This window comes from Mesorhizobium sp. BR1-1-13, from assembly GCF_020165515.1.
Taxonomy (GTDB): domain Bacteria; phylum Pseudomonadota; class Alphaproteobacteria; order Rhizobiales; family Rhizobiaceae; genus Mesorhizobium.
On record NZ_JAIUIH010000001.1, the window covers coordinates 506,853 to 522,549 of the forward strand.

The window sequence follows — 15,697 nt, forward strand, 5'->3', positions numbered from 1 at the left end:
AGCGTGACAGAAGCGAAACAGGCGCAGCGGCCCCCGGCCTGGCCCCGGTCGCGGCAGGTTGGCCTCACTTTCCGCCCCGCCGCGGAGGCCGACATGCCGTTCCTGGCGCGGCTCTACGCCTCGACCCGTATCGAAGAACTTGCCGTGACAGACTGGAGCGAGGCGCAGAAAGCCGCCTTCCTCGACATGCAGTTCCAGGCGCAGCACGCGCATTACCGCAAGCATTATCCCGAGGCCGACTGGCTGGTGGTGGAGCGGGCCGGACAGCCCATAGGCCGCCTCTACATCGAGCGCTGGCCGAGCCAGCATCGCATCATCGACATCGCCTTGCTGCCGGCCCATCGCCGCAAGGGCCATGGCGCCGCACTGCTGCGCGACCTCATCGACGAGGCATGGTCATCGGGCAAATCGGCATCGATCCATGTCGAGAAGAACAATCCGGCCAGGCGGCTATATCTCGAGCTCGGCTTCGCGGTGGTCGAGGACAAGGGCGTCTACGACCTGATGGCGTGCGCGCCGCCGCGGGGTGGCGCGGACAGTAGGTGAACGGGGACGCCATCCGCTTCCTGTTCCGGTCGTCCCACAATTCGGCGGTGCTTGTTCGGTATCGATCCCTTCGCGCCAGCGTCTCACAAACCGCACCGCTGCTGCGCTCACGCTTGCTTCCTAATTGAACACCGCCTCATAAAGCCGCCCCGTCGCGTCGGCGGCCACAGGCACGATGAAGATATCGTGGGTGCCGCCGTTGCCGGCGAAGCGGTAAGTCGCCTGCGGCAGCGCGGTTTCGCGCGGACCCTTGAACAGCAGCGAGAAACCGCCGCCCGGGCGCGGGCTGGAGGCGATGCGGTTGACGGCGCTCAATTCGAGCGCGATCCGCCTGCCGCCGGCCTCGACGGTGAATGCCTGCCCGACCGCCTGTTCGAAATCCGATGCCGACGCCATGCCACCCCGCCTCAAAGCGCTTGCTGGAGCGGGCGGCCAAGGGCAGCCCCGCTCCGGCTCCTCATTTCCTCGCAATTTCCGGACGCAAGACCGCTACGGCTCCCGGAATTTTCCCATGCGAGGCCACTGTCGCCGCTTCGCGGCAAGCTGTCCATAGAGCAATTTCAGGAAAAGTGTTCGGTTTTCCTGGGAAAAACGCGCAGTGCTTTTCCTGGGGAATTGCGCAAAAACAAGGAGATAGAGCGGCTCGCCGTTTCCGCGAACGGTGAACCGCTCCAGGGACCGCATGGTTGCGGGCGCCCCGCAAGGCGATTAGGGCGCAAAGGCCAAAATACAGCAGCGCGTGTCCTTTTATGCGCGCCGTCGACGCTGTAGTACTTTGTCCCTGCCCGGGGTTGCTTCGAAGCAAGACCGGCGCAACAAGAACAGATCCCGCTTTGGGAATTCAATGCTGGACGGGCCCGCCCGGTCGGCCGGCGCGAGGAGGAAAACGGACACATGGCTGACAGCGGCGCGAAGACGGAAACGGCGGGCGAGGCCTTGCCGCTGTTCTATTCCAGGCCCGAGGCGCTCAATCCGGCGCGGCACGGCTCGCTCGGCCTGACGGCGCGCAGCGACTTCTCCTTCGCCCGCTCGGCGCATGCCATCCCGGTGGTGGCCTCGGAAATGCCGGCGGCGATGCGCTCCTACCCGATCGTTTTCATCGGCGCAGCCAAGGCGCCCGTCATCATCACCGGCCTGCGCCAGGACGAGAACCTGTTCGTCGACCCCGACGGCAACTGGGCCGGGCCGCACTATATCCCCGCCTATGTCCGCCGCTATCCCTTCATTCTCGCCGACGATCCCAAGCAGCCCGGCCGGCTGACGCTGTGCGTCGACCGGGCGAGCGAGCGCGTCATCGACCAGCCGCTGGCGCCGTTCCGCGACGACAAGGTGCTGCCGTTCTTCAGCGGCAACGAGGCGACGGAGGCGACGAAGCAGGCGCTCGCCTTCTGCAACCAGTTCCAGATCGACTTCAGGGCGACCCGCGAGATGGTCGACAAGATCGACGCGCATACCCTGTTCGCGCCGCGCCAGAGCAAGGTGACACTGGAAGGAGGCGAGGTCCTGAACCTCACCGATTTCCAGGTGATCGACGAGGCCGCCTTCAACAAATTGAGCGACGAGGCCTTCCTCGACCTGAGGAAATCCGGCGCGCTCAGCCTGCTCTACTGCCACCTTGCCTCGACCAACAGCTGGACGTCGCTGGTGCATCAGGCGTCGCTGCGCAAGGCGGAGAGGGCGAAGAGCGCCTGAACAACCCACGCCGAGATCCTTCGCGGCGCGGCTGGTGAACAAGTTCGGTGCTAAGCCGCGGCCCGCCTGTCGTGCCGCCCTTCCCTGATCTCCTCAGCGAGCTTGTCGCAGAAAGCATCGAGATCGCCGGGATTGCGGCTGGTGACCAGCCCCTGGTCGGTGACGACCTCGCTGTCTTGCCACAGGCCGCCGGCATTGATCACGTCGGTCTTGACCGACTTGTAGGATGTGACGCGGCGGGCTTTGATGATCCCGGTCTCGACCAGGAGCCAGGGCGCATGGCAGATCGCGCCGACGACCTTGTTGGCCGACCAGAACGAACTGATGAAATCCAGCGCCTTGCGCTCGACCCGCAACAGGTCGGGATTGATGACGCCGCCGGGCAGAACGATCGCATCGTAAGCATCGGCCCGGGCCTCGTCCAAAGTCTTGTCGACCGGAACGTCGCGGCCCCAATCCTTGTGGTCCCAGCCCTTGATCTTGCCGCTTTCGAGCGACACGATTTCGACCTCGGCGCCGGCTTGGCGCAGCTTGTTCAGCGGCACCTCAAGCTCGGACTGTTCAAACCCGTTCGTCGCAAGGATGGCGACGCGCTTGCCGGAAATATCCTGCATCGTTTTCTCCATGGTTGGATTGGATGCAGGGTAACGAGCCTGAACCGGTGCCGTTCCTCGCTGTAACCTTATGTGACCGGAGGGGTCTGTGGTGCACTTGACGAGTTCTCGAAGGCATTGGCTCGGATCGGCGAACTGGAGCGTCTCGTCGGACAGCAGGCGGCCGACCTCGATTTTTTTTCAAGAAGCCTTGCGGCACGTCGGGAAAGCGCACCAGCGTAGCGGCGCGCCTCGCGGGACGACATCTACGCGGTCATCCAGTCGATGATGGCGTCCGGGCTGGCTGGCGTGAGCCGGTCAGCCTATTACCGGTACTGGCAGGCCTCGTCGCCACGTTGCGAGGAAGCAGGCTTGCGGGAGCCGTCAACCGCCTGCCGCTCGAGTGGAACTCGACCGTCACCCGCGCCGCGATGAGATTCCGCTCGCGGATGGCAGCCGCGCAGCAAATGTACAGGCCGCCCGCCGCACCCGGTTTTCTTCCTAGAGCGGGGGGCGCAGGCGGAGCGGCCCTTCATACCAGCGGCTTACTCGATGACGCGGGCTTCACCGACATCTGCGGCCGACGGATCCAGCCCGTAAGCCTTGAGCGCTTCGGCGATAGCGCCGTTCTTGCGGTAGACATCGAGCGAAGCGTCAACCGCCTTAACGAAGCCCTCATTGCTCTTGTCCAACAGGAAGGCGGTCTGCGACGGGTTCATGGTCGCATCGATGCGCGGATCCGGCTTCAGGACATGCACCTTGTAGTTCTGCCCTTCGTTCTGAATGACAGCGGAGCCGAAGCCGTCGAGCGCCGCCTCGATACGGCCGGCATGAAGGTCCTGAGCGAGATTCAGCGACGATGGATAGGTCTTGGAGCCTTCGTAGAGCTTCTCCATGTCCTGGACCCACAGATATCCTTCCACGGTGCCGACCTTCTTGCCCAGCAGACCATCGACGGTATCAATGCCGTTGGTCGAGGTGACGGACAGTTGGTCGAGATAGACCGGCGTGGACAGAGCGACGACCTTGGCGCGGGCGGCGGTACGATAGAAGCCGCCAAGCGCGATGTCCGCGCGCCGCGACTGAACTGCGGAAACCGCACCTGGATATGTGAAGATCTCATACGCGATCTCCAGGCAATTCTCCTTGGCAAAACGCTTCACGAGATCGCCGTCGATACCAGCGATGCCGCTGTCTTTTTCGAGCGAATACGGAGCGGTGTTGGTGAGCGCGACGGTGAGTTTGCCCGCCGACACGGTTTCAAAAGCATGCTGCGGCTTGCAATCCTGTGCGGACGCGACGCTGGCACCCAAGGCCGTGGCAATGGCTGCGGCCGAGATAATCTTACTCCAATTTTTCACTTTGCTCTCCTCTGACATTGATGGTTTTTGATTGCAGGTCAGCCGAGATGGCTGCCCAGCCTACGTTCGGTGTACGAGACCAGCCACCCGAACGGGACGGTGATGGCGAGATAGAACAGGCCCGCCAAGATCAGGACATCGAGGTAGAGGTAGGTGGCCGCACCCACGCGATAGGCGCGCGCCAGAAGTTCGGGGATGGCGATCGTGTATGTAAGGGCCGTCGCCTGGAAGATGAGAATGGCAAAGCCCATCAATGCGGGTATTGCGAACAGGATTCCCTGGGGGATCACCACGAAGCGCAGGATGTCCCGGCGGGTCATGCCGAGCGCCAAGCCCGCCTCGATCTCACAATGCGGAACCGCGTTCAGACCGGCCCGAAGGATCTCGCTGGTGTAGGCGCCTGTCGTTAGCGCCAACGCAATCACGCCAGAGGTGAAGGCACTTACGGTCATCCCGGAAGCAGGCAATCCATAGTAGACCATCTGCAGGACGACGAGCGCAGGCGCACCGCGCCCGATCTCGACCAGTACCACCGCGAAATAGCGGACGAGCCTGTTTCCAGAGGAGGAGGCAAGCGCAAGAACGAGGCCGATAGGCAATCCGAACAGCAGCGCCAGGCCCGCCAACTGGAGACTGACAATAACTCCTTGGAAAAGCTGGGGGGACCAGTCCAGCCAGTTAGCCAGCGTCTCGCTCATTTCGCTTGCCCTCTTGAGCGCAGCCGCTCGTCCATGGCGCGTGCCAACACGACAACGGGTATCGACAGCACGTTGTAGAGAAGCGCTGCGAAAATGAACGGCATGAAACTGCCGCCTCCGCCTTGAGCCTGCTGCGATGCGTACATCATCACGTCGCGGACACCGATCGTGGAGGCCACGGTCGTGTCTTTGAGCAGGCTGACGAGGAAGGTCGCCATGGGCGGGACCGAGACGCGCAGGACCTGCGGCGCCAGGATGTAGCGCAGCGTATCCAGGCGCGTCATACCGAGCGCCGTGGATGCCTCCCGCTGGCCCTTCGCGAGGGCCAGGAAGCCACCCCTATAGATTTCAGCGAGATAGGCCGTTGATACCAGCCCCATACCCAGGATGGCAGCCTGATAAGAACTGAGAACGATCACTCCGCTGCCCAATCCGAAGAAGATAATGAACAGCCAGACGATCGGTGGGATTCCTCGGACAACGTCGATGTATATGCGCGCCGGCGTGCTTAGCAGGAGCCACCGGGACCGTCGCATCAGCACCAGCGGCACGGCTGCGATGGCCCCGATTACGAAAGCGCCGAAGGTCACCAGCAGCGTGGCCGGAACGCCTCTGAGCAGTGAAATCAGCAGGTCGATCATCTGCGATCGACCACGGCACGGAAGAACTGCCGCGTGCGGGGCGACGACGGGTTGCGGATCACGGCATCAGGCGGGCCCTGCTCGATGATCTCTCCATTGGCCATGACGATCACGCGGTCGGCGACATCTGCGGCAAAGGCGATCTCGTGCGTGACGATGATCATTGTCATGCCTTCCTGGGCGAGCTCGCGCATCACGGCCAACACCTCGAGCCCGAGTTCGGGATCCAGGGCGCTCGTGGGTTCGTCGAAGAGCATCACCTTGGGGTCAAGAGCCAAGGCGCGCGCGATCGCGATACGCTGCTGCTGGCCACCCGACAGGCGCGCCGGGTAGGAGTGCGCCTTGTCCGTCAGGTGTACGCGTTCGAGCAATTGGGCGGTGCGCGCGTCCGCCTGCTCCCTGGTGCGCCCCAGAACCCGCATCTGCGGCAGCGAAATGTTGCGCTGCACGGTCATGTGCGGAAACAGGTTGAAGGACTGGAAAACCATCCCGGTGGAACGTCGGAGCCTCAACAGCTCTCCGGCGGACAGATTGCGGTCGACCGAAAACCGGATGGCGCCCACTTCGAGGGTACCGGATGACGGTTGTTCGAGCATGTTGATCGCACGCAGCAGCGTGCTCTTCCCCGCGCCGCTGGGTCCGACGATCGCCACGACCTCGCCGCGCGTGATGTCGAGCGAGACGTTCCTCACGGCGTGATGGCCGCCATAGATCACGTTGATGTTCTTGATGCGGACGATGTTTTCTGCCTCGGGCATGGCTTCTTTGTCCTTGCGCTAACGCCGGTGTCCTACTGGTCAGGCCGCCGCAGTATGTGCGGCGGGAACGTTTCTTTCCGGAGTTGGAGCGAGACTCTCGGTGCCTGGGATCGATGCGGGAGAGCCCTTGAGCACCCAGTCTGCGACGATCAGGCCAATCACCGGCGCGAGCTGGATCCCATAGCCGCCCGCACCGGCCGCGGTGATCAGACCGGGCTCGGACTGATCGACTGGTCCGACATAGGGACGGTGGTCGGCGGTGACAGGGTAAAGCCCTGCCCAGCCCCGGCCGAGCCGGGCGCCCGGCAGATCAGGCAGGCGCTCGATCAGCATCTCGGCCAGCATGACCTTGGACCCTTCCTCGCACTGCTCGTTGTAATTGTCCGGATCCTCGGGCGACGGCGAACTTACCTTGTGTATCTCGGCGATGAGCTCGCTCGCTTTCTCGTGCCGAAAGTTGAGTCCGGTGCCCTGCCCGTTCACCAGATCCATGACCATCGGCATTGTGTAGGGGAGCGGCGCATCCAGGTGGATTGTCAGCGCCTCGTGGCGCTCGGGGTGGATGTGAAGCGTCTGTCCAAGCATCTCGGCAACGCGTGGTGCCCAGGCGCCTGCCGCATTCACGACGAAGTCGCAGCCGATCGGACCCTTGCTGGTGTCCAACCGATAGCCACCGGATGTCCGCGCAACACCAAGCAGCTTGCGGAACTGGACAACCTCGGAACCGAGCTTCTTCACCTCTTGCGCCAGCAACGTGCACATTTCGTGGGGATCGAGGAAGCCGTCGTCCGGCCCGAAGATGCCGCCTTCGAGCCCATCTGAACTCAAGTGCGGCACGAGTTGCTGAAGCTCGTTCGCCTGGTAGACCCTGGATCTGAAGCCGGCATCGCGCTGGATCTCCACCGATCGGGCGAACAGTTCCATCTGCTCGGAGGTGCGTGCCAGACGCAGGTAGCCGATATGGTTGAAGCCGAGACCGAGGCGCTCCTGCCACCGGCGGATGCGCTGCACGGATTGCATGCGCAGCTGGATCTCGAACGGATCCGTCAGCTGTGTGCCAACGACCCCGACCGAGCGGCCGCTGGATCCTGACGCAATGGATTGTGCGTCGATGACGGTGACGCGAGCGCCCTGTTCCGCGAGCGCGTGCGCAGAGCACATGCCGAGGGTGCCCGCACCGATGACGACGACGTGAGGAGAAGCTGTCATGTGACTTCCATCTGTTGCTGCGTCGTCCCGTGCCGGATGGATCCGGCGCCGGACGCGCTACGTCATCGCTTCGCCGCGATTGCTGCGAAGGCGCCGTCGATTGCGGAAAGGATCTCGCGTGCGTCTTCCTCGGTCATCGAGGTGGAAAGCGCGAAGAGCCCATAACTCGCCGAAAGCACGCCGCGGTCGAGCAGACCCTTGTGGAACAGGTCGAGCTTCGTGCGTTCGGACGCACCCGGATAGACTGACCGATAGTCCGTGATCGGCAACGCCGTGAAATGGACTTTGAAGAGCGAGCCCAGACCGACGCACTGCCCGTTGAGGCCGTGGCGCACAAGCGAGGCCGTGATGCCCTCGCGAAGCAGGCTGCCGATAGCGTCCAGATGCGCGAAGCTGGCCGGGGTCAACGCGCGCATCGCCGCCAGACCGGCTCGCATCGTCACCGGGTTCGCGGTGAAGGTGCCGCCATGCGGCAATGCAGGCTTGCCTCGCGTTGGATCGAACACCGCCATCACGTCGGCGCGGCCGCCGACGGCGCCGACCGGGAAGCCTCCGCCGATGATCTTGCCGAGAGCCGTCAGATCGGGCGTGATGCCCCACAGGCCCTGCGCTCCCGAATAACCAAGGCGGAGCGAGATCACCTCGTCGAAGATTACCAGCGAGCCGGCGGCATGAGCGATCTCGATCATCGCGTCGAGATAATCCTTCCGCGCGGGGATAAGTCCGGCGCGGTTCGGCATCGGGTCGATCAGAACACCCGCTATCGTGTCGCCATGCGCGTCGAAGACGGCGCGCAGCGCCTCCGCATCGTTGAACGGTACCGCGATGACATCATCGAGAACGCCCTTCGGCGTGCCTTTCGCGTATGCCGTGGAGGCAGGCATGTCGCCCCAGTTGGCGGGCGAGCTGTCCAGGCTGACTTCCGCGAAGTCGTAGGAGCCATGGTAGGCACCTTCGATCTTGACGATCTTCGGTCGCTCGGTGAACGCCCGAGCCGCCTTGATCGCCATCATGACGCCTTCCGTGCCGGAGTTGGCGAAGCGAACCTGCTCGACCGACGGGAGGCGCTCCACCAACAGTTCAGCAAGATCAAGTTCGCTCTCGGTGGGCGCTCCGAAAGCCGATCCCAGGGAGATCTGGTCCACCACCGCCGCCGTGACGGCGGGATGGCCGTAGCCATGGATCATGGCCGTGAAATTGTTGATGCAGTCGTAGTAGACGTTTCCATCGACGTCCCAGACGCGGCAGCCCTCGCCGCGCTGGGCATAGATCGGAAACGGGTCGATGAAGACCGTTGTCCGGGTGTTCCCTCCCGGCATGACCTTGCGGGCCCGTTCGAACATCTCGCGGGATTTCGGCATTGAATCTGGATAGTGGCGCATAATCTTGTAAACCGATGAAGGAGACAGCCCTGGATGGCCGCGACGAAGGGCGCGACCTCTTTCGATCACCTGGTCATGATCGTGTGGCTCTGCTCGCGCAGGTACTGTGGCAGGAACCAGGAGCCGAGACCGCCCTTGCCGCTGACCCCGGTGCCCTTCCAGCCGCAGAATGGCTGCGCGCCTGGCCATGCACCCGTCGTCGCGCCGCTCGCACGGTTGGCGTAGAGAACCCCTGCTTCGGCGGTGTCGAGGAAGTGGCGCAACTCTTTCTGGTCGTTGGTAAAGATGCCGGCGGATAGTCCGTAGGCGACGTCGTTGCCCTCTTCGATCGCGGCATCGAGACTATCGAAACCGCGGACGACCACGAAAGGCATGAAGAGTTCGTCGCGGGTCAGCCGGCCTGGACCATCAAGTTCGACGACCGTCGGCAGGACGTAGTTGTCCGCAAAGCCCTGGCCCAGGGCGGCGCCCCCAAAATGTACCTTGCCTTTGCCCTCGACTTCCGATAGCGCGGCCTGGAAACGGGCGACTGTGGCGTCGCCATAGACAGGGCCCATAAAGGTCTCGGCCTTGCGAGGATCTCCGACCACCAGCTTTCCGGCGAATGCTACCAGCTTCTCGATGAATTCCGCCTTGACCTTCTCGTCGACATACACGACCGAGCATGCGGAGCACTTCTGGCCTTGCAGGCCGAAAGCGGAGCGCGCTACCCCTTGCGCCGCGCGGTCGAGGTCGGCCTTGCTGGTTACGTAGGCGGGGTTCTTGCCACCCATTTCGGCGATGACAGGCTTCATGTGGGGCAGCGTTGCCATATGACGGAAGATGCTCATGCCGGTCTTATGGGAGCCCGTGAATGCAACTCCATCGATGCCGTTGTCGGTGGCAAGAAGGCGCCCCACCTCTCCATCGCCGAGCACGATGTTGAAAACACCTTCGGGCAATCCCGCTGCGTGGAGAGTTTCAGCGATGAGCAGTCCGGTCAGTGCGCAACCCGGCGACGGCTTGTAGACCACCGCATTGCCTGTCAACAGCGCACCCGAGACCATGCCGATCGACAAGGCGAGCGGAAAGTTGAAAGGCGCGATGACCGCGAAGACGCCATAGGGCTTCATGACGCTGGTAGCGGTCTCGTTTTCGACCAACACGTTCATCGGCCGGACGAACCCGTTGTTCGCCTTCATCTCCGACGCATAGTACTCGACCATGTCGAGGCATTCCTCGGCTTCGCCGACTGCCTCGATGCGGGACTTTCCGATCTCGTAGAGCGCCGCCAAACCAAGGTCATACTTCCGCTCCGCCAGCGCCTCTCGCCAGCGAGCGCCGAATGCAAGGCGATCGTCCAGCGTCGAACGGTTCCAGGCCTTCGCCCCGGCTCGGGCAGCCTGGATCGCCGACTTGACGTCTGACGGGGTTGAAACCGGGAACTTGCCGAGAGAGATCTTCTTGTCGATAGGGCTCAGGATCTCTTTCCGAGCGCCAGTCGCAAACGGCGTCGACCACTCGCGACCCAGTGTGTTCTTCTCGAAATCCGGGATCATTGCGTCGAGGTGAACGTGAACCGGGGAAAAATCCACTCCGATGTTCGAGTAGGTCACACGCGGGAGTTCAGCCATTTCAAGTTCCTCCGAAAATCGGTATTTAGTCCGATAATCAGGATTTGGCTTGCGAGTCAACCGAGGGGACCATAAAATGGGGATAATACCGAATTTCGGAATTACTCGTGAGGACATTTCGGATTCGGGGTTACTAACGGGAGCCCGACAACCGAGGGCGTGCGGCCGTTCGGCTGTTCTACGGAGCCCCTCGGACTCAAGGCGCGGCGGAATAACAAGGGGCCGACCTTGCCCCTCAAGTCTGTTTTGAACGATAACCTTCTTGCAGTTGCAATTGTCAGATCGGCGTAGGTGCCCTTGAATACGAAGTCGAAGAAGCCGAGCGCCAAGGACAGCCCCCTCGAGCGCTACATCTCGATCATGGAGACGGTCGCGCCGTTCGAGCATGGCCTGACGGCGATCGAACTCGAAACGACGCTTGGATTGCCCAAAACCACGATCAACAGGCTGCTGCATGCCTTGATCGAAAGCGGGATGATCACCGCCGAGAGCGTTCGCAATCGGACATACCGTCTCGGCGATCGCTTGCTGCAGCTGCTACAGATGTCTCCGGATAGCGGCTGGCTGACGACGCTCGCGCAGCGACCGCTTCAGGATTTGGCCGACCGCACCGGCCAGTCGGCGTTCCTGTCGAAGTTCGACGGTACCGAAGTGCGCTCGGTCACCTGCGTCGCGCCCGACACTCCGGTCCGGACCTATGTCATGCCGGGCATGGCCATGCCTGTAAATGCGACCGCTTCCGCCAAGGCGATCCTTGCGTTTCATCCGCAGGAGACCGTGAAGAGGATCCTGGCGATGGAGCTGCGCAGCTATACCGATCGGACGAAAACGAAGATCGCGGAGTTGACCAGGGAATTGGCCGAGGTTCGGGAGCAGGGTTACGCCATGGACCTGGCCGAGCATGTTCCGGGCCTGGGCTCGATCGCATTTCCGATAAGGCCGACGAGCGGTGAGGTTATATACGCGGTGGGACTTACGGGACCCTACGGTCAGATCATAGAGCAAAACTTCAAACAGCATTGCGCGGCGCTCGCAGAGGCCGCGCAGCGCATGGCGAAGCTGGCGCAGATGCAGGCCTACAACGGATCGGCTATGGCCACAAAGAATGCCGCAGCGGATCAGCGACAGGGCGGTGCGTAAGAGGCCGGTCACTGCGCGAAGAACCGTCGCGCCTTGAGCCGAGAATGTAGTTTCGCGATCTCCGTCTCGACGGCGGCGAATGTCCGGCTCCACCCCTCCGAAAACCACTCGATGGAAATCCTCGGGGTTGAAGGCCTCGCCCATTGCGTTCAGGGTTTGCTGCCCGGATAGAATATCGCCTCGCGCCCAAGGCTGCAGGCGCTGGGACCGCCTTCTCGCGGATGTGTTCGGCGTGATCCGCGACCTTGATCTTCCATGAGCTCGCCCGCCGCGGCTACGATGAAGCGGGCATCGACAAGATCATGGGTGGGAACATGCTCTCCTATCTCGAGCGACTTGGACGCTAGTTCCCTCTGTGGCTGCGCCCTAACGTAACACTGCCCGCAGTTCAGCTTGAAGCGCGCGCAACGGCTCCAGGTAGAGCGGAACGAGATTGCTGACACCCACCTGTGTCGCCGCAACGCCGACGTTCACGGCTGCGATCACTGTCCCGCGCACGGTCATCAACGGCACGGCGATCGAGCGCAATCCGAGCTCGACCTCCTGATCGATCAACGCGAACCCTTGCGTCCGCACCCGCCCCAACTCCGCAAGGATGGTGTCGGGATCGGTCAAGGTGTGAGCAGTCCGCGCCGGCAGGGCATGGGAAGATAGAAGATGTGCAGCGCGTTCCGGAGGCATGGCTGCCAGGAGCACGCGCCCCATGGACGTGCAGTACGCCGGAAGCCGCGAGCCGGGCATCAGCGCGATCGACATCACCTTTCGCTGCGCGGCGCGCGCGACATAGACGACGTCGGTGCCGTCCAGAATCGAGACGGACGAGCTTTCGCCGAGCCGCTCCGAAAGGCCATCCAGCAAAGGCTGCACCAGATGCGGCAGCGGCATGGTTGCCAGACAGGCGGTCCCGAGCCTCAATACGCGCGGAGTGAGCGTGAAGAACTTTCCGTCGTAGTCGGCGTAGCCGAGATGGGAAAGCGTAAGGAGACAGCGCCTGGCCGTCGCCCTGTCGAGACCCGATGCATTCGCGACGTCCGTGATCGACTGCCGTGGCCGTTCCACCGTGAACGTCTCTATGACAGACAATCCCTTGGCTAAGCCACCCATCGTGTCCCGTTCGGAAATGGGCATCCATTCACCTTGTGCGATATGTCAACAAATGAATGATATCGCACAAGCCAGCTTGCCGAAAGATCTCATCTGCCGATACGTGTGGCGGCGAAATCGATCTTGGTGCCGGAAAGGCTGGTTACGTGGACAAGACAATCGCGAGCCTCGCGGAAGCAGTGGCAGTCGTCGAAGACGGCATGACCGTCATGATCGGCGGCTTCGGCGGCGCAGGTGCTCCGATAGAGCTGATCCACGCACTGATTGACCACTTTCGCGCTACCGGCGCCCCGAAAAACCTTACGATCGTCAACAACAATGCAGGGAACGGAGGGATCGGCATCGCCGCCATGATCGACGGTGGCATGGTCGCCAAGATGATCTGCTCGTTCCCGCGCTCGTCCGATCCGCGGGCATTCACCGAGCGGTACCTCGCCGGGGAAATCGCGCTCGAACTGGTTCCACAGGGGACCCTGGCCGAACGAATCCGCGCCGGTGGCGCGGGCATCCCGGCTTTCTACACGCCGACGAGCTACGGGACCGATCTCGCGGCCGGCAAGCCTGTGGCCGAGTTCGAGGGGCGCCACTATGTGCAGGAACGTTGGCTAAAGGCGGATGTGACCCTCATCAAGGCGGAACTTGCCGACCATCATGGCAACCTCACCTACAGGAAGGCGGCACGCAACTTCTCGCCGCTGATGGCGATGGCCGCGCGCACGACCGTCGTTCAGGCGCGCCGGATCGTCCAGCCCGGTGCGATTGATCCCGAGATGGTCGTGACGCCCGGGATCTTCGTGGACCAGGTGATCGAGGTCTCGAATCCGATGCAGGAAGAGGCGCTTATCCGCCAAGGGGTCGCATACGCATGACTGTCAAGCTGACCAACGCGCAGATTGCATGGCGCGCCGCGCAGGACATTGAGGACGGCGCTTATGTGAACCTCGGCATAGGCTTTCCCGAGATGGTGGCGAGCTTTCAGCCGCCTGGGCGTCGGGCCATCTTCCACACCGAAAACGGCATCCTCAATTTTGGCGAGGCCCCGGCGGCAGGCGACGAGGACTGGGATCTGATCAATGCGGGCAAGAAGGCGGTCACGCTCAATCCGGGCGCTTCGTTCTTCCACCATGCCGACAGTTTCGCGATGGTGCGTGGCGAACACCTCGACGTCGCCATTCTCGGCGCCTACGAGGTGGCCGAGACCGGTGACCTCGCGAACTGGAGCACAGGACCCAAGGGCATACCAGCGGTCGGTGGTGCCATGGATCTGGTGCACGGAGCAAAACGCGTGGCCGTCATCACCGATCACGTCACCAAGGACGGTCGTCCGAAACTGGTGAAAGCCTGCAGCCTTCCCCTGACCGGCGTGCACTGCGTGACGAGGGTCTACACGAGCCTGGCGGTCATAGACATCATCGATTGTCGTTTCGTGCTGCGCGAGAAGCTGCTTGCGCTGGGCTTCGATGAATTGCAGGCGCTGACGGGCGCAGAGCTTAAGGTCGATGGTGAAATCAAATCCTTGACGGCACCGGAGCTCTGAATGACTGAGGCCTTCATCTGCGACTTCATCCGCACCCCGATCGGCAGGTTTGGCGGTTCGCTGTCCTCGGTCCGGGCCGACGATCTCGGCGCAGTGCCGCTGAGAGCGCTGCAGCAACGCAATCCAGGCCTGGACTGGTTCGCAGTGGATGAGGTCATCTTTGGCTGCGCCAACCAGGCAGGAGAGGACAACCGCAATGTCGCGCGCATGTCATCGCTGTTGGCGGGACTGCCGATCGAAGTCCCCGGCAGCACGGTCAACCGCCTGTGCGGTTCTGGAATGGACGCCGTGGGCATCGCCGCACGGGCCATCAAGGCCGGCGAAGCCGACCTGATCATCGCCGGTGGCGTCGAATCCATGAGCCGCGCGCCGTTCGTGCTTCCGAAGGCGGGCGAGGCGTTCTCGCGCAACGCCGAGATCTACGACACCACGATCGGTTGGCGCTTCGTCAATCCATTGATGAAGAAGCAGTATGGCGTCGATTCGATGCCGGAGACGGGCGAAAACATTGCGGAAGCCTTCAAGGTCAGCCGCGCCGATCAGGATAGATTCGCGGCACGCAGCCAGGCCAGGACCGCCGCCGCTCAGGAAAATGGCCGGCTGGCGCTGGAGATCACTCCGGTGATCGTACCCCAGCGCAAAGGCGCTGCGATCGTGGTCGATCGCGACGAACATCCACGCGCCGGAACGACAACCGAGTCGCTCGCCAAGCTTCCAGCGCCGTTCAAAAAGGAAGGCGGCACCGTCACCGCGGGCAACGCTTCTGGCGTGAACGACGGAGCGGCAGCGCTGATCATCGCGTCCGAAGCTTCCGTCAAGGCATTCGGGCTCACACCGATCGCCCGGATTCTGGGCGTCGCGACGGCCGGGGTTGCCCCACGGATCATGGGGATAGGCCCGGCTCCGGCAACACGCAAGCTTTGCGCGCGCCTCGGCATCGCGCCTTCGGACTTCGACATCATCGAGCTGAATGAAGCATTTGCCTCCCAAGGCATCGCCGTGCTCCGCGAACTCGGGATCCCCGAGGACGCGGAGCATGTGAATCCGAACGGCGGAGCGATCGCGCTCGGGCACCCGCTTGGGATGTCGGGCATTCGCATCACCGGCACTGCCGCGCTTGAGTTGCGGTCCCGAAAAGCACGACTGGCCCTGGCGACGATGTGCATCGGTGTCGGACAGGGTATCGCGATCGCTCTGGGCAGTGCGTAGCGGAGATGGTGCGACAGTCCGAGTCAGGCGGATTGCATCGATTCGCAAGAAAGCAACTACGGGTATGGATCGGTTGACGTTTGTCAGCTTGTCGATTCGCTAACAGACCAGAGCTATGGCGAACCGACAAAGATCGTGCCCTGGCTTGCCAAGTCATGGGAGATATCTATGACCTACGGGCAAAAAAAGAAGCGCCGCACTAGGCGGCGCTTTT

At 62.7% G+C, this 15,697-nt stretch carries 16 protein-coding genes; 6 read left to right on the plus strand and 10 right to left on the minus strand.

From position 1 onward, the window contains the following. Positions 1 to 3 precede the first annotated feature (3 nt). The gene (locus LB533_RS02525; RefSeq protein WP_224556336.1) at positions 4 to 546 is read left to right on the plus strand and encodes a GNAT family N-acetyltransferase; all 543 of its coding nucleotides are present in this window, start codon (positions 4 to 6) and stop codon (positions 544 to 546) included. Positions 547 to 666: 120 nt separating this feature from the next. On the opposite strand, the gene LB533_RS02530 is transcribed toward LB533_RS02525, so the two are convergent. Continuing rightward, complete coding sequence (locus LB533_RS02530) at positions 667 to 942, minus strand: DUF6916 family protein (protein WP_140639530.1); 276 nt, start codon at positions 940 to 942, stop codon at positions 667 to 669. Positions 943 to 1,440: 498 nt separating this feature from the next. Between LB533_RS02530 and LB533_RS02535 the strand changes: the two genes are divergently transcribed. Beyond that, on the plus strand, positions 1,441 to 2,238 hold the full coding sequence (locus LB533_RS02535; RefSeq protein ID WP_140639528.1) for a SapC family protein: 798 nt from the start codon (positions 1,441 to 1,443) through the stop codon (positions 2,236 to 2,238). Between the two features lie 50 nt (positions 2,239 to 2,288). Here the strand turns inward: LB533_RS02535 and LB533_RS02540 are convergent, their stop codons facing one another. The 8 genes from LB533_RS02540 to LB533_RS02575 form a co-directional block, all read right to left on the minus strand. Beyond that, positions 2,289 to 2,852 carry a type 1 glutamine amidotransferase domain-containing protein gene (locus LB533_RS02540; protein ID WP_140639527.1) on the minus strand — a complete coding sequence of 188 codons (564 nt, stop codon included), beginning with the start codon at positions 2,850 to 2,852 and terminating at the stop codon, positions 2,289 to 2,291. Between the two features lie 524 nt (positions 2,853 to 3,376). Continuing rightward, positions 3,377 to 4,192: a substrate-binding periplasmic protein gene (locus tag LB533_RS02545; protein ID WP_181169345.1), complete on the minus strand. Its 816-nt coding sequence runs from the start codon at positions 4,190 to 4,192 to the stop codon at positions 3,377 to 3,379. Positions 4,193 to 4,230: 38 nt separating this feature from the next. Beyond that, positions 4,231 to 4,890 (minus strand): amino acid ABC transporter permease, encoded by a 660-nt coding sequence (locus LB533_RS02550; RefSeq protein ID WP_140639525.1) that lies wholly within the window; start codon positions 4,888 to 4,890, stop codon positions 4,231 to 4,233. Then, positions 4,887 to 5,531 carry an amino acid ABC transporter permease gene (locus LB533_RS02555; RefSeq protein WP_224676567.1) on the minus strand — a complete coding sequence of 215 codons (645 nt, stop codon included), beginning with the start codon at positions 5,529 to 5,531 and terminating at the stop codon, positions 4,887 to 4,889. The genes LB533_RS02550 and LB533_RS02555 overlap by 4 nt, the downstream gene beginning before the upstream one ends. Next, a complete protein-coding gene (locus LB533_RS02560) occupies positions 5,528 to 6,289 on the minus strand; it encodes an amino acid ABC transporter ATP-binding protein (RefSeq protein WP_140639523.1) in 762 nt (253 codons plus the stop codon). The genes LB533_RS02555 and LB533_RS02560 overlap by 4 nt, the downstream gene beginning before the upstream one ends. Before the next feature lie 39 nt (positions 6,290 to 6,328). Then, a complete protein-coding gene (locus LB533_RS02565; protein WP_140639522.1) occupies positions 6,329 to 7,498 on the minus strand; it encodes an NAD(P)/FAD-dependent oxidoreductase in 1,170 nt (389 codons plus the stop codon). Between the two features lie 62 nt (positions 7,499 to 7,560). Next, a complete protein-coding gene (locus LB533_RS02570; RefSeq protein ID WP_224556338.1) occupies positions 7,561 to 8,859 on the minus strand; it encodes an aspartate aminotransferase family protein in 1,299 nt (432 codons plus the stop codon). 86 nt (positions 8,860 to 8,945) lie between these two features. Next, positions 8,946 to 10,493 (minus strand): aldehyde dehydrogenase family protein, encoded by a 1,548-nt coding sequence (locus LB533_RS02575; protein WP_140639520.1) that lies wholly within the window; start codon positions 10,491 to 10,493, stop codon positions 8,946 to 8,948. A 297-nt stretch (positions 10,494 to 10,790) separates the two neighbouring features. On the opposite strand from LB533_RS02575, the gene LB533_RS02580 reads away from it, so the two are divergent. Then, entirely contained in the window at positions 10,791 to 11,633 is an 843-nt protein-coding gene (locus LB533_RS02580; RefSeq protein ID WP_140639519.1) for an IclR family transcriptional regulator, read from the plus strand. 366 nt (positions 11,634 to 11,999) lie between these two features. Here LB533_RS02580 and LB533_RS02585 read toward each other — a convergent pair whose 3' ends face one another. Beyond that, entirely contained in the window at positions 12,000 to 12,761 is a 762-nt protein-coding gene (locus LB533_RS02585) for an IclR family transcriptional regulator C-terminal domain-containing protein (RefSeq protein WP_140639517.1), read from the minus strand. 122 nt (positions 12,762 to 12,883) lie between these two features. On the opposite strand from LB533_RS02585, the gene LB533_RS02590 reads away from it, so the two are divergent. The 3 genes from LB533_RS02590 to pcaF are packed head-to-tail and all read left to right on the plus strand — an operon-like array spanning position 12,884 to position 15,483. Then, positions 12,884 to 13,606, plus strand: a complete 723-nt coding sequence (locus LB533_RS02590) for a 3-oxoacid CoA-transferase subunit A (RefSeq protein ID WP_224676568.1) — start codon at positions 12,884 to 12,886, stop codon at positions 13,604 to 13,606. Continuing rightward, positions 13,603 to 14,274: a 3-oxoacid CoA-transferase subunit B gene (locus LB533_RS02595; RefSeq protein WP_140639515.1), complete on the plus strand. Its 672-nt coding sequence runs from the start codon at positions 13,603 to 13,605 to the stop codon at positions 14,272 to 14,274. The genes LB533_RS02590 and LB533_RS02595 overlap by 4 nt, the downstream gene beginning before the upstream one ends. Continuing rightward, positions 14,275 to 15,483, plus strand: coding sequence for a 3-oxoadipyl-CoA thiolase (gene pcaF, locus LB533_RS02600; RefSeq protein ID WP_140639514.1), 1,209 nt, complete (start codon positions 14,275 to 14,277; stop codon positions 15,481 to 15,483). The last annotated feature ends 214 nt before the right edge of the window (positions 15,484 to 15,697 follow it).